Origin of the sequence: Cytobacillus sp. Bac17, from assembly GCF_024519925.1 — a bacterium.
GTDB classification, from domain to species: domain Bacteria; phylum Bacillota; class Bacilli; order Bacillales; family Cytobacillaceae; genus Cytobacillus; species Cytobacillus pseudoceanisediminis.
The window spans coordinates 641,203-654,932 of record NZ_JALJRC010000001.1; the positions used below are offsets into that span (position 1 = coordinate 641,203).

At 40.2% G+C, this 13,730-nt stretch carries 18 protein-coding genes; 5 read left to right on the plus strand and 13 right to left on the minus strand.

Annotated elements, in window-relative coordinates; genetic code table 11:
- Positions 1–57: 57 nt before the first annotated feature.
- Positions 58–1,272: a nucleotidyltransferase gene (locus tag NR125_RS03155; protein ID WP_071160273.1), complete on the plus strand. Its 1,215-nt coding sequence runs from the start codon at positions 58–60 to the stop codon at positions 1,270–1,272.
- A gap of 115 nt (positions 1,273–1,387) precedes the next feature.
- Here the strand turns inward: NR125_RS03155 and NR125_RS03160 are convergent, their stop codons facing one another.
- Both NR125_RS03160 and NR125_RS03165 read right to left on the minus strand, forming a co-directional pair.
- Positions 1,388–2,398, minus strand: a complete 1,011-nt coding sequence (locus NR125_RS03160) for a SepM family pheromone-processing serine protease (RefSeq protein ID WP_009330918.1) — start codon at positions 2,396–2,398, stop codon at positions 1,388–1,390.
- Positions 2,395–3,186, minus strand: coding sequence for a patatin-like phospholipase family protein (locus tag NR125_RS03165; RefSeq protein ID WP_009330919.1), 792 nt, complete (start codon positions 3,184–3,186; stop codon positions 2,395–2,397). The genes NR125_RS03160 and NR125_RS03165 overlap by 4 nt, the downstream gene beginning before the upstream one ends.
- 337 nt (positions 3,187–3,523) lie before the next feature.
- Here NR125_RS03165 and ylbJ point away from each other — a divergent pair, with 337 nt between their 5' ends.
- Positions 3,524–4,741 (plus strand): sporulation integral membrane protein YlbJ, encoded by a 1,218-nt coding sequence (gene ylbJ / locus NR125_RS03170; protein WP_009330920.1) that lies wholly within the window; start codon positions 3,524–3,526, stop codon positions 4,739–4,741.
- Between the two features lie 82 nt (positions 4,742–4,823).
- Here ylbJ and coaD read toward each other — a convergent pair whose 3' ends face one another.
- The 4 genes from coaD to NR125_RS03190 all read right to left on the minus strand — a co-directional run bounded on the left by coaD (position 4,824) and on the right by NR125_RS03190 (position 8,148).
- Positions 4,824–5,303: a pantetheine-phosphate adenylyltransferase gene (gene coaD / locus NR125_RS03175; RefSeq protein ID WP_009330921.1), complete on the minus strand. Its 480-nt coding sequence runs from the start codon at positions 5,301–5,303 to the stop codon at positions 4,824–4,826.
- A 60-nt stretch (positions 5,304–5,363) separates the two neighbouring features.
- Positions 5,364–5,918 carry a 16S rRNA (guanine(966)-N(2))-methyltransferase RsmD gene (gene rsmD / locus NR125_RS03180; RefSeq protein WP_009330922.1) on the minus strand — a complete coding sequence of 185 codons (555 nt, stop codon included), beginning with the start codon at positions 5,916–5,918 and terminating at the stop codon, positions 5,364–5,366.
- Between the two features lie 345 nt (positions 5,919–6,263).
- Positions 6,264–7,643 (minus strand): stalk domain-containing protein, encoded by a 1,380-nt coding sequence (locus tag NR125_RS03185; protein WP_256814715.1) that lies wholly within the window; start codon positions 7,641–7,643, stop codon positions 6,264–6,266.
- A gap of 211 nt (positions 7,644–7,854) precedes the next feature.
- Positions 7,855–8,148, minus strand: a complete 294-nt coding sequence (locus tag NR125_RS03190; protein WP_236888012.1) for a hypothetical protein — start codon at positions 8,146–8,148, stop codon at positions 7,855–7,857.
- Positions 8,149–8,299: 151 nt separating this feature from the next.
- Between NR125_RS03190 and NR125_RS03195 the strand changes: the two genes are divergently transcribed.
- Positions 8,300–8,689, plus strand: coding sequence for a DUF7147 family protein (locus NR125_RS03195; protein WP_009330925.1), 390 nt, complete (start codon positions 8,300–8,302; stop codon positions 8,687–8,689).
- Positions 8,690–8,729: 40 nt separating this feature from the next.
- Here NR125_RS03195 and NR125_RS03200 read toward each other — a convergent pair whose 3' ends face one another.
- The 5 genes from NR125_RS03200 to NR125_RS03220 all read right to left on the minus strand — a co-directional run bounded on the left by NR125_RS03200 (position 8,730) and on the right by NR125_RS03220 (position 10,897).
- A complete protein-coding gene (locus NR125_RS03200) occupies positions 8,730–9,005 on the minus strand; it encodes a YlbG family protein (RefSeq protein ID WP_009330926.1) in 276 nt (91 codons plus the stop codon).
- A 122-nt stretch (positions 9,006–9,127) separates the two neighbouring features.
- A complete protein-coding gene (locus NR125_RS03205) occupies positions 9,128–9,568 on the minus strand; it encodes a YlbF/YmcA family competence regulator (RefSeq protein ID WP_071160275.1) in 441 nt (146 codons plus the stop codon).
- Positions 9,569–9,627: 59 nt separating this feature from the next.
- Complete coding sequence (locus NR125_RS03210) at positions 9,628–10,056, minus strand: hypothetical protein (protein WP_009330928.1); 429 nt, start codon at positions 10,054–10,056, stop codon at positions 9,628–9,630.
- Positions 10,057–10,234: 178 nt separating this feature from the next.
- Positions 10,235–10,477, minus strand: coding sequence for a YlbE-like family protein (locus NR125_RS03215; protein WP_009330929.1), 243 nt, complete (start codon positions 10,475–10,477; stop codon positions 10,235–10,237).
- 12 nt (positions 10,478–10,489) lie between these two features.
- The gene (locus NR125_RS03220; protein WP_009330930.1) at positions 10,490–10,897 is read right to left on the minus strand and encodes a YlbD family protein; all 408 of its coding nucleotides are present in this window, start codon (positions 10,895–10,897) and stop codon (positions 10,490–10,492) included.
- Positions 10,898–11,059: 162 nt separating this feature from the next.
- Here NR125_RS03220 and NR125_RS03225 point away from each other — a divergent pair, with 162 nt between their 5' ends.
- Positions 11,060–11,557, plus strand: a complete 498-nt coding sequence (locus tag NR125_RS03225) for a PaaI family thioesterase (protein WP_009330931.1) — start codon at positions 11,060–11,062, stop codon at positions 11,555–11,557.
- A 14-nt stretch (positions 11,558–11,571) separates the two neighbouring features.
- A complete protein-coding gene (locus tag NR125_RS03230) occupies positions 11,572–11,952 on the plus strand; it encodes a hypothetical protein (protein WP_009330932.1) in 381 nt (126 codons plus the stop codon).
- Between the two features lie 13 nt (positions 11,953–11,965).
- On the opposite strand, the gene NR125_RS03235 is transcribed toward NR125_RS03230, so the two are convergent.
- The gene (locus NR125_RS03235; RefSeq protein ID WP_071160277.1) at positions 11,966–13,063 is read right to left on the minus strand and encodes a CAP domain-containing protein; all 1,098 of its coding nucleotides are present in this window, start codon (positions 13,061–13,063) and stop codon (positions 11,966–11,968) included.
- Between the two features lie 235 nt (positions 13,064–13,298).
- A complete protein-coding gene (locus NR125_RS03240) occupies positions 13,299–13,730 on the minus strand; it encodes a CBS domain-containing protein (protein WP_071160279.1) in 432 nt (143 codons plus the stop codon).

Consider the following 13,730-nt stretch of genomic DNA (forward strand, 5'->3'; position numbering starts at 1 on the left):
TTCTTAATACTTTTTCCATTACATATCTTTTTAAACCTTTTCGAGGAGTATGTCAATATGAATGCAACAGGTGTAATTGTAGAATATAATCCTTTTCATAACGGCCATGCTTTTCATTTGGAGCAGGCAAAAAAAGTTTCAGGTGCAGAAACCATTATAGCTGTCATGAGCGGCAACTTTCTCCAGAGGGGGGAACCTGCATTAGTTTCCAAATGGAAACGTGCTGAAATGGCATTAAGAGCGGGTGCAGATATTGTATTTGAGCTTCCATACCAGTTTGCTGTTCAGCAGGCAGATATTTTTGCAAGCGGAGCTGTATCCATTCTGGAAGCAGCCGGCTGCAGGAGCCTTTGCTTCGGAAGCGAATCCGGCAGTATGGAAAGCTTTCACCAAACTTTATCTTTTCTTGAGGAACATAATTCTGCCTATCAAGAAAGGGTCAGAGTGCATCTGGATGCTGGCTTCAGCTATCCCAAAGCAACATCGATGGCATTCCTCGATCTGAACCCTGAAGGTGAATTGGTAGACCTTTCAAAACCTAATAATATTCTTGGCTTTCAGTATTTAAAGTCAGCCCGAAGGCAATATTCATCCATGGAACTTTTTACAGTTGCAAGAAAAAGCGCAGGATACCACGACGAACAATTTGCTTCTGATTCCATAGCAAGTGCCACAAGCATAAGAAAAGCACTTTTTTCCAAGAATGGAGAGATTGAATCCATTCGCCAATATGTTCCGGAAACTACATATCAAGGTTTACTCCAGTATAAAAAAGAGTTTGGCGGGTTTCACCAATGGGAACAATATTGGCCCTTCTTAAAATTCCGACTGGTTCATCTACAGCCGGAAAAGTTACGGGACATTTATGAAATGGAAGAAGGCTTGGAGCATAGATTTTTATCAGCAGCACTCCAGGCTCAAACTTTTCAGCAGTTTATGGAGAAGATTAAAACTAAGCGTTACACCTGGACAAGACTTCAGCGGGCATGTGTGCATATCCTTACAAATACAGAAAAGTCAGAGATGCCCAACAAACCATTAAAAGCAGATTATCTGCATCTTCTGGGGATGTCTAAGAACGGCAGGAAGTATTTAAATAGGCATAAATCCGAATTAAAACTGCCGCTGATTTCAAGAATTTCTTCACACGCTGCACAGCAGCTGCAGCTGAATATTAAAGCTTCCCGGGTATATGCAATGGGTATAGATGGTGGTCGGGACCGTACTCTAATGCAGAAGGAATTTAATCAGCCTCCTATTATGGTTGATTAAATTCTGAACTCCTTAATTCTATAAACTGAAAGCTGCAGTTTGCCAGCAGATAATAATGAACAGCCAGCGGTTTCTTGATTGCCGCTGGCTGTTCATTGCTTGGTGCAAGCTCCTGTTAATCCAGGCTCCTTAAATATTCAACCGCATCATCAAAGGTTTCCACAGGAACGATTTTCATATCAGTCTTGATATCCCTGGCTGTTGCAACAGCGGCTTTGTAATTGGAGTCTTCTGCTCCTTTTTCATTAGGGGCAAGGAAGATTTCTGCTCCGGCTTTGTCAGCGGCCACAATTTTTTGCTCGATGCCGCCTATTCTTCCGACTGTACCTTCCGAATTAATAGTTCCGGTTCCAGCTATTTTATAGCCTCCAGTCAAATCTTCTTTTATAAGCTGATTGTAAATTTCAAGTGAAAACATCAGCCCGGCGGAAGGGCCGCCAATTTCTTCACTGTCAATATTCACTGCCGGTTCAACCTCTATTTCTTTGTCATCAACCAGGGTAATTCCCACTCCCGGCTTTCCTGTTTCTTTGAGTGTCTTTAAAGGAATCGAGGTTTCCTTAGTCTTATCCTGGCGTTCAAAGGTTAATGTTATTTCACTGCCCTCCTGTTTATTGGAGACCATGCTGATAAATTCATCAGAGGATTTGAACTCCTTGCCATCCACTTTAAAGATGCGGTCACCAGCCTGCAGTTTGCCGTGAGCAGGCATATCAGGGAGCACATTAAGGACATATACGCCATTATAATGATAATGAATAGGTATGCCAGCTTTTTTATAGGCAGTTTCAATAGCAGCCAATTTGGATGTTGCCATCAGATGCAGCTGCCGTACATTATATTCTTCTTCTGTTTCATTTTCGGAACGTATTTCTTCTACAGGGTATAGTTCCTGATACTTGCTGAATTTAGCAGCTGCGTATGCATATATGTTAGCCCGGCCCATTCTTACAGTCGTCAGCATAAAGCTGCCTTGTTCTTCATTGCCGTTTTCGACCTCAATAATTGGTTCCAGTTCTTTAGCCATACCTGGCTTTGATACATAATAAGGCAGATAATAAAACGAACTAACCAGAAGAATAACTGCCAAAACCAAGAAGGAACGGGTATAAAACTTGCTTCTCATCTGTCGGGATGCTCCTTCCACTTTGTTATGTAATGATGAATACTGTCAATATGCTTTTTTGCTTCTTCTTCGCCGATTTTGATGATTTCTTCTATATTGGTAAATGCACGGGAGCTATACATTTCCACCCGGGGCCTGATCATAAAATCGGAAGCTATCTCCCGGTGAGTAACCAGCTCCATCTGCATGATATCCAGACTTTGCATAATAACATCATAGATTGAAGTGATTTCCGCATTCGTTTTGACATGTGAGACATCGATGGCGATGATAATATCAGCCCCCATTTCTTTAACAACAGACACAGGAACCCTGTCCACTACTCCTCCGTCCACTAAAAGGCGCCCGTTTAATTTTTCAGGCACAAAAATGCCTGGGATGGAAATGCTTGCCCTTACAGCATCAGAAATGGGGCCGCTTTTAAAAACAACCTTTTCTCCAGTCATTAAATCAGTAGCCACAACATTGACAGGAATATCGAGGTCCTCAAGATTTTTTCCATGAGTAAATATACGGATCAGTTCCTTTACTCGTTTCCCTGCAACAAAACCCATTTTAGGAACCGTGAAATCTAAATAATACTTCCTTTTAAATGCTTTGGAAAGTTTATATAAACGATCAACATCAAGTCCGGCCCCATAAAAGCAGCCTACCATGGCACCCATGCTGCTGCCGGCAATATAATCAATCGGTATGCCGGCTTCCTTCAAGACCTTGATGGCACCCAGGTGAGCGAATCCCCGAGCTCCTCCCGAACCAAGTGCCAATCCTATTTTCGGTCGTTGCAAAAGACTCCCCCCTCAAACGCCAATGGCCGATTAGAACTTTTGCCTTCAAGTTATTCTATTCTATTTATTTCCAAAAGGAGCATACAATAAAAATCTTCAGCTGAAAAATACAATATGCCTGTACCTAATTCTATGGTCTATTTTAAAGTTCTATGAGTATATTGGGTTATATGGGGACAAGACTTGACAGCAAAAGTTTGACCCTTGTATACCTGAATTCGTTCATTCAAGTAAAATAAATGAAAAAGTCATGAGAAAATATATATTTAAACGCTTCTTTATTTTACCATTGTTTAAAATCATTGCACAGTCAGTACAACTTGAGGGAGGCTTGTCCGTGTTTCGTTCCAAATTAAAAACGGTTACTCTTGCACTCTCTGTAACCTTAATAGCCATCTCATTAATTTCCTTTCCCCAGGAATCGGTTGATGCATCAATCAGGGGATTAAATATGTGGTGGGAAATTGTGTTCCCCTCATTGCTGCCTTTCTTCATTGTATCGGAAATGCTGATCGGCTTCGGTGTAGTAAAGTTCATCGGGGTACTCCTTGAACCTTTGATGAGACCTTTATTCAGAGTACCTGGAGTCGGAGGATTTGTATGGGCAATGGGGATGGCTTCAGGCTATCCAGCCGGTGCCAAACTGACCGCAAGACTTCGGCAGGAAGGACAGCTATCAAAAACAGAAGCAGAGCGCCTGGTTTCTTTCACTAATTGTTCAAATCCTTTGTTTATCTTTGGCGCAGTATCTGTTGGTTTTTTTAATAACGCCAAGCTTGGTGTTATATTAGCCCTGGCTCATTATCTCGGCAATATTACTGTCGGTTTATTAATGAGGTTCTACGGAAAAAAAACCAGGCAGCCTCCACCTGGTTCAGAGACGTCAAAACCATCGTTACGGGCAGCCTTATCAGCTCTTCATCGGACAAGAATAAAAGATAATCGCCCTATAGGCAAGCTTCTTGGGGATGCAGTCATGTCATCCATCCAAACACTTTTAATGATTGGCGGATTTATCATATTATTCTCTGTTATTAACAAACTGCTATTTCATCTGGGAATCACGGCATTCCTTGCTAAAGGCTTAGAGGCGGTACTGTCAATATTTAGTCTGCCAACCGAATTGAGCATCCCATTCATTTCAGGCTTATTTGAAATAACACTTGGCAGCCAGATGACAAGCCAGGTTCAGCAGGCAACATTAATGCAGCAGGTCATTATTGTCAGCTTCATACTCGCATTCAGCGGATTCAGCGTGCAGGCTCAGGTAGCAAGCATCCTTGCCCAAACTGATATTAATTTCAAGCCATTCTTTTTCGCAAGAATCCTTCACGGCTTTGCTGCTGCCTTTTATGCATACATCCTTTGGCAGCCTATTTATGAACGGTTTTACAATACAGAACAGCCATCCAATGCCATTCCGGTCGGATTTTTTGAAAAATATTCATTTTTCGGCAAATTATTTGATGGAATAGCTGCTTCAGGACCGCTTATAACCATACTTGCACTTTCTGTTTATACCTTTATGCTCGCAAGGCGCTTGGATAAGAGATAACAAAAAACGGGTACCTATCAATCGGGCACCCGTTTTATATTATTCCAGTACAATCAGCAGGAAAGACACCACGCTCTAGTGTTTAGCTAAACTTGGTCTTAAGAGCCTTTTCTACAGTGTCAGGAACGAGTTCTGATATGTTCCCGTTATATTTTGCCACTTCTTTCACAATACTTGAACTTAAGAACGAGTACTGATTATTAGTCATGATAAAAAAGGTTTCCACTTCATCATTCAAGACTCTGTTCATGGATGTTATCTGCATTTCATATTCAAAATCAGAAACAGCCCGCAAGCCCCGAATGACAGCACTCGCATTAACCGATTTTGCATAATCCATCAGAAGCCCCTGAAACGAATCTACTTTAACATTTTTAAGATCCTTTGTTACTTCTTCTATCAGCTGAATTCTTTCTTCAACAGTAAAAAGAGGTTTTTTTGAAGAGTTATTCAATACAACTACATAAACCTGTTCAAATACCTTTGCCGCCCTCTTAATAATATCCAAATGGCCATAAGTTATTGGATCGAAGCTGCCTGGACAAACCGCGATGCCTCCCATTGATATCCCCCTGTCATGTTCTTATTATGTATCGTTTTCCATAAGCATTCTAAGTATGTATTATTCAGCCCAGCTGTAGATTGAGATAGAAATTATCCCGTAATTTTCATGTTTCCGCTGAACCAGTCTTCCGACTGAATCAGGGAGCTCTACATCAGAACCATGTTCGCATAGAATCGTTCCCTGAACCGAAAGCAGATCATTCTCATCAATTAACTTCAGAAGCTTAAGAAGCTGCTGCTTGCGGTAAGGCGGATCGAGAAATATATAATCGAAAACCAGATCCCTTTTTAATATTGCCTTAATGGCACGATCTGCATCATTTCGATATACTTCCGCCTTTTCTTCAAAACCGCATGTCCGAATATTTTCATGGATGGTTTGAATGGCCTTCCCATCCCGATCCACAAAAATAACCTTATCTGCTCCTCTGCTGAGGGCTTCAATGCCAAGACCGCCGCTGCCCGCAAATAGATCAAGCCCAAGGCCCCCTTCGAAATACGGCCCAATTATATTAAAAATAGCTTCTTTAACTTTATCAGTAGTCGGACGGGTTGAACTGCCCGGAACAGCTTTCAATATCTTCCCTTTTCTTGTTCCTGATACCACTCGCATACTATCACCGCTAACCTGCAAATTGTCAATTTTCCTGTCTGCTGAGATGGGAAAACTGCTTTTTTCTATCCTATCCTACCATATCTTACAATTGGTAGCCACCCGGCAAATTGTAAGCGGAATCATCAGCTGAAAAAATTTATAGCATGAAGTGTATATCCGTGAGGATTGTGGAAATAATGTAATTAACAGCATCTATTCGAGGATGTTGTTGCCAACCGCGGAGAAGACTTACGTTTCCCCATAAGTTCTTCCTCCGGTTTCTCCTCTCCCTTTGCCTTCTATCCTGAAAAGGATATAGAAGGACCCTGCAGTTATCTGCAGGGCTTTTTATTTTGGATTCATTTAGTCTGGATCGGACGTCAGATGAATCTCGTCTTCTCTTTCTTCAGCAGTCACTCCAAACAGTGATTTAAACCATTGGATTTCTATAAATACGGTTCCGTTTTGATTGGTTAATGGATTTTCAAGCAGTCCATAATCTTCTTCATTATAAATGAAAACATTTTTATTTAAGTAAAATCGATAGCTGTTATTCCCTTTTGACAAAAGCATCGTTTCCTCACCGGATAGGATCTTAACTTCATATCCTAATGACTTCATCGTCTCTGCAAATGGAAGAAGCCTCTTTCCATCCCTATAGATTAAATCAATGTTTGCTTTCTCAGCACCAGATACCAAAAGCTTTTTTTCTTCCTGGAAATACAGAGGAACAAACGGAGCATCGCTTTTTGTATTCATCGTGAAAAACTGTGTGCTAAGACCTTTCACATCACTTAAGAGCTTGTCCAGCTTTTCTGGAGTCAGAGAATTCACCTTGTTTACTATCATAAAGAAAGCTTTCAGCTCATCATCGGTTAACTCTCCCTGCAGCTCCTGCAGTACTATGCTTCCTTTTTTTGAACTGGGTTTCAGATCTAATAAGCCTGAGGATAAAACATCGATTATCCACACTTGAGTGCTGTCTGCAAGCTTTCTTCGAAACTGCAATGTAATAATATCTTTTTCCAGCATTTTGGCCTCAGTGCGGGGAGATGCAATAAGGATATTTTCATCCTTATATTCAGGATATTGATCAGTAAAGATAATCGTCAAGAATGGGGAATTTCCAATCTCATTTAGTTTTTGGAAATTTAAGCTGGCTGCCTGTATGTCTTCTGAGTATACTTCTGCGTTGTTAACAGCTTTCTTTAACAGTGGTTTTTGCTGCCAGTAAAGTGGTGGAACATTCCCTTTGCCCTCGAAATAATAATAATCGATAAGTTCTAATTTCTTTCGGGCTTTTAGGGGGATTCCCGCTGCCCACGAACCCTCTCTTTTGAAAGAATCCGAAATAGTAATAGACAAGCTTTCAGCCTTAATGCCGGGAATTTCCACAAACCAATCAGTTAACAAAAATGCCTTATTTCTTTCATTTATCGGTACAGCATACTCAAATACCATCTGATCATCAGAAGAAAAAAAGGTAAAAGGATTTTCATCTGCTGAATCACAGGCTTCTCCGGCTCCATTCTTGCATTTCCATTTGAACAGAGCTTCGGGGATAACAAGCCTATATTCTTCCTGTGCCATAAGTCCGTGTATCTTTTGAGTGATTTTAAGTTCATTTAGACGTGTGTCAACTGTGATATCCTGTGTAATCGCCCCGGAACTCTCCAAGGCAATCGCATGCTCAGAATAAGCCTGCCACTGCCACAACAGCATGCCTGAAATGATTCCAGACAAAATTATAAAAATAAATAAAGATGCCTTCCACATTGCTATTCCCTCTTAGTCAATTTTCTTCTAACCTAACAATACCAAAGGGAAGGTCATCCGTCACAATTTTTTTGTATAATTTGTATGAAATTTCATATTTTATGCCCGGGAATTTTTTCATGAACAGAGATCATAAAAAGGACCATAAAAACTTCTCCGCCGGTTACGTTACTTTAATTTATGCAAAATCAAAGTCCACACCATGATCTAAAATACCGCTCACATCCCCAATGCTCATGCAGGTAATTGCCCAATCATCAAACGATACACCTTGTGACGACGTAAATTCTTCAAGTTCACCAAGTGTCAGAGAAAAGACATCCATATTATAAGCTGCTGTCAGCATCCCCTTTGCACTGAGTGCTGCAATGATAGAGACCACAATAAAACCATTCATATGATGAATATGCTTTTTTTCAATTGCAGAAATATCCCTCTTTACCAAATATGCTGCCCACAGAAAAAATGTCATCGAAAAAAAAAGGTAAAGCATACATCCACTCTCCCCTCTGCTTTTTAGGTGCTACTTCTATTTTTATGCTGAAAATGATAAAGTATGGATGGACAAAAGGCATTTTATTTTTAAGAAGTGAATGCTATGAGTTTTAAGGGGGGCTTTAATTTTGATACAGCGTTTTATAGAAATTGGTGAAGGTTACTCTGATATTTATGAATTAATTGAAATTGCCCAGGCAAATAAGCATCGATTGTCCCACATGGCTGCTTTCCATACGAGCATTAATAATAAAGAAGTGACATCCCTGGCAGTGATACTGAAGCCGACAGACCCTGGCGGATTTCAGCCTTTATATATTTGCCGGGAAGGGATACCTAATCCAAAGACATCACCAAATAAACGATATGATTTATTTGCGGATGCTGCGAAAGCACTTAATAAGGAAATTATTCAGCTGGCAGTAAAGCCTTCTGCTATTTTTAATGAAAAGGAATTATATTATCAGTATTTGATTGGGATTTTAAGGCTTAATCACTATATTGCACCGCTGCAGTAAAAGATTTCACAAAAAGGCATGAGCTTATGCTCACGCCTTTTTAGATTCCCATCTTATAATCATATTCTTTAGCCTTGTCCGGTTTGGAATTTTCAAATTCCGTTTTTAGGAACGGCTTATAGGATGGTTCCACTTTTTTAACAAAAGAATATGAATTTATCTTCTCCATAATTGTTTCCGTATCAGCAAGATCACAATATAGCACAACATATTTCAGCCGCTTTGAAACATAATGCACATTTCCAAATCTTCTTAACATTTTCGCCTGCTTTAATGAATAAAGCCAGACAATTATTCCTTGCCTTTGACCAAGCATATAGTTTTCCCCTTCAGCGATCGTTTGTTTTATTTAGTCTAGCATAGAAAAATGTCAGTTTTCAATGGGAAGGTTCAAACTGTGTACTAATCCAAAACAAAAAACCAGCATTTGCTGGTTTTTTAAGCAGAGCAGCCACAGCTGCCTCCAGAACCGCAGCCCCCTCCGCAGCTTGCTTCAAAGAAGGGATTGCCGGCAGGAACTTTAATATGTTCAGAAACAGAACGCCCTATCATCATGCTTATCTCATCCAGCAGATTTTGCAGGCCCGTTTCAGCTCTTCTGAATTCTGCCACATGGTCATCCATATCCATGTCGCGCTTTAGCTCTCTAATAGACATCATTACCCTTTTGTATTCGGGATGATATTTGCCAAATCGCTGAACTTCTTCATACAGTTCTTTCATTTTGACAAAATCCTGTATCTTCCTTTGTGTTTCACTGCTGTTCTTTAATTTATATAAACTTTTGCGGTAATGTTCCGCTTCTTCAGATTCTGTAATCATAGCTGCAAGTTCGTCAGCTTTGTCCAAAATAGCCATTCTTTCTAATGTAGCAAGCAAAACAGCTCACCTCCGTTTCTTATTTTATCATGAAACGGTTTAAAGCTAAAGCAAGTAAACTAAGGGATCACCACAATAAACTCTCTTTTTGAAGATGCTTCAGCACTGTTGCCTTTTATGAGCTCCAATCCAATTCGATGTTTGCCTGATGGAAGTCCTTTGACTATAAAAGCAGCAGAATGGATTTCATCCTTTTTCTTTCCGTTTACATACAGAAGAATTTTGCCCTTTTCTTTGCTGCTTTGTTTCCTAAAGGAAACATCCTGCACAATACATTCAACGAAAATGTCTCTTCCTTTCACCTGGTGTCTGACATAAAAAGGATCTTTAGCTGCGCTTTCAACACCTGAAGGACCCATAAGCGATGCTGCTTCAACTTCTTTTACCGGACTGGCTTCCAATTTTGTTTCTGGTTCTGGCAGATCTTTCTGGCATGCTGCAAGTACAAAAATAACCAGCAATAATAAAATGCATTTTTGCCTCTTCATTATTTTACACTCCTTAATGATGTCATCCGTAACCATCTGATAAAGATAGTGTTTGCCCAGCAGCTTATTTTTACTCTGTAATTATTAAAGTGACAGCTCCTTGCCTGCCTCTGACAAAAGTCAGGCGGGGAGCAGGACAGAACAAATAAAAAGCTCTCTCGGGTAACGAGAAAGCTTCCTAACTGGATTGAGAATTCATAGCCTGAAACATGCTCATCATCATGGAAGCCATTTGCACTCCATTAGTAAATTTTTCAACTTGGTGGGGAATCGTTTTTTTGTAATAATGCAGTGCGGCCACTTCAAGAGATTGAATTTCATTTGGATTTCTGCTCAGTGTTCTATACCAATGAGGCTGCTCACGGATAAATTGCTTTAGTTCCTTTTTTTGTTCTAGATACTCGACAATATCTTTTCTCATCTGTTTAACCCCTTAATCCTTTTTAAATGTAAAAGGGCTGCTTGGTTTAGACACACTTGATTTTGAGCCTCCTGATGGTTTCTGGCCGCCGCCCTGGAATTGGGAAATGACACCCTGTACTGCTGAAAGGGCCTGGCTGAGATTACTGATGTACCCCTGCATTTGATTCGCATCCATTTGCTTAAGAGTACCCATGATACTGCCCATCCAGTCATTTTTTTTCTCTTCTGGCTTTTGTGCTTCATCTTTGTTTTCTTTATAGGAATCCCACCTTGAATCTTCTTCCCCAAGCAAATACCAATCCTCATATAATTCCTGCCAAGTTGTATTTCCAGCCCTGACTTCCTTGATGATTTGCGGATTCTGTTTTACAAATTCTTTAAACTTTTCGACTGAGGGATGAAGTTTCGTTTTAGTCATGCCATATCACCTCGTTCTGATGCAAATGCCTATAATACCATATGAATAGGAATGGAAAAGGTGAATGAAATGCCTGCTCTATTCAGCCATTAAAATAAATTCAAAAATTCTGCCATTAATGATAATATATGAATGCAGAAAGTTATCGAAAGGTGAATTAGAATGAACAGAGAACTTATGGAATTATTTGATCAGTGCACCAAGAATGCAACTGAGGAAGAATTAAGCGCCTTAGAGTCCCTTCTATTAGGTTTTCATAAAAGACAGACCGGTCAAAACAGTTCCTATATCGGCGGACTTCTTCATATGGAACGGCAAATAACCGCGGATGAATGCATTCTGACTGTTCCTTTAAGTCAGATAGTCAATAATCCGCTGGGCATTCTCCATGGAGGAATAACCGCAACCATTATTGACTCTGCCATGGGAACACTTGCAGCATCACTTCTTCCTGAAGGCTTTGGGGCTGTTACGACACAGTTGAACATTCATTATCTTGCAGTTGGTAAAGGAGAATACGTGACATGCAGAGCGACGATTGACCATAAGGGAACAAAAAGCATGGTATTATCTGCAGATGTACTCCGTTCGGATGGAAGAAAAATTGCTCAGGCAACAGGCAGTTTTTTTATCATCGAAAAGAAGAACGTTAATAATTAAAAGCAGGTGGGAAAATGGTCACCGCTATCGTTATACCAATTATTTGCCTTTATTTTTTTTGGCTGACAAAAAAGGAAATGCGTGAGGGTTATGAGAAGTGGGCAAGCTTAAAAAATGTCCCTGAAGAGGCCATAATGTCCGGCGAAGTCGTCCAGATCAGCGAGCGCAGGCAGCGCTATAATTACAGCCGCTATGTTCATGTTCTTGAGCTGACCATCCAAACAAAGAGCAACAAACATTCCAATATTAAAAAAATCACCCCTTTAATGAAAAATACCAGAGTCCCTTCTGTAAAGATTGGCGATTCTGTTCACCTATATGGAAATTGGAAGGATGACTTTTTTCAGGTTGGCCGTATTCAAATTGCAAAAACTGAAAAAGAGCCTCATACTTAGGCTCTTTTTAATTTTAGGTTTCTTCATCAGCTTTTTTTATGAAATTTTGCGTATAATGCTTTTTATAAACTCCAACTCCAAGATGTGTAAATTCTTCGTTCAGCAGACTATCCCGATGGCCTTTGCTGTTAAGCCATCCTTCAACGACGGCGGGGGCATCCGTATAATTTGCAGCTATATTTTCCCCTGCAGCCTCATATGAGACTCCCCCAGCTTCAAGGCGGTCCGACAAATCTCCATAAGTTTTAGAAGTATGAGAAAAGTCATTGCTTTCATACATATCTTTACTATGGGCAAAAGCTGCAGCTGCAGTCATATCATCCCATTTCAACGGCTGTAAATGATGTCTGACCCTTATTACATTTGTAAGGTCAAGAATTTGCTTTTCTTTCGCTCTCTCTACATCTTCCTCAAAGGCAGGAGAAGCCAGGGGGGGCTCCAATAATTCACCACGGTAAACCATTTCATACGGGCGAAGCTTAATTAAGGTGGCTGCATCCATTACTCTCACACTGGAGAGTGTCCCTGTAAATCTATCTATATTCAGCTGTGCATAATACTCTCCAACCATAACCAGCGGCCTTGTATTCAGGTCATCTTCGGACAATTCGAAACGATATGAGCTATCTTTTACCTTAAGGTTGAAATCTGTTTCAAAAAAGACGGATGCATATAATTCACCAATGGGCTGCCCTATTTTGAAAGGATAAATGTCTGCATCTTCGCCTGTCGCAAACAAACTAACCACTTTATTTTTGCTTACCCCAGCCTGAATGTACTCAGTACCGCTTTTATTATATATCCACCATTCGTAGCCATAGAAAGAAGGATCTATTCTTGAGGGTGCTCCTAAACTTTCTTTAAGCTCCGCAGCGGATTTCCCTATAAAGGATACCATGCCTTTTTCAGGGAACCCTGTATTGGAAGATAAATTATTGTCATCGTTACTTATATCCTTAATTGCACCAGGCTGTGTATTTTCCTGATTGACAAGTATTTCCCCTTTCTCATTACGTCCAATATCTATGTAAAAGCCCGCTGCCAGAAAAATGGAAATCAAAACTAAAATTCGAAAAAGTGCCCTCAGAGAACCGTCCCTCCCTTCTCTCATTCATTGTATTTAATGTATGTAAAAAGTATAACTTGCAGTGTGTTCTGCATAATGGAACCTAATTAAAATCATGCAATCTATACTATTAATCATACCATTAGGTGTATTGTTTATCTATTCTTTTCACTGAGTTCCCCATGTAAAATAATCTATGTATACAAAGAGCGGTTTCCTTATTAGATTGCTGTTTTGGTCTAGGCAGATAATAAAAAAAGAACACCCTAATGGTGTCCTCTTAATGCTGTGCTTCAGTTCCGTGTTTTGAAATATCAGTAAGCGCTTCTCCAGCCTGGTCATCCGTTAAATGACGGACAGCAAAGTCCCCGAGAGATACTATTCCAACAAGCTTGTCACCTTCCACAACAGGAAGCCTGCGAATTTGATTTTCAGCCATCAAGCGTGCAGCTTCCCGAGCCTCTGTATCCCTGGTAACGGTTACTAAATGGCTGCTCATAATATCTTCTACTTTGGATGAAGCAGGGTGTTTTTCTGCCACACAGCGAAGAACGATATCCCGGTCTGTTATCATTCCTACTAGCTTCTCATTATCCACAATTGGGATAGCCCCTACGTTTAATTCTTTCATCTTAACTGCCACTTCATACACATTGTCCAGTAGAGAACAGCTTTCAACATGGCCGGTCATAATATCACGAATCATTTCCAT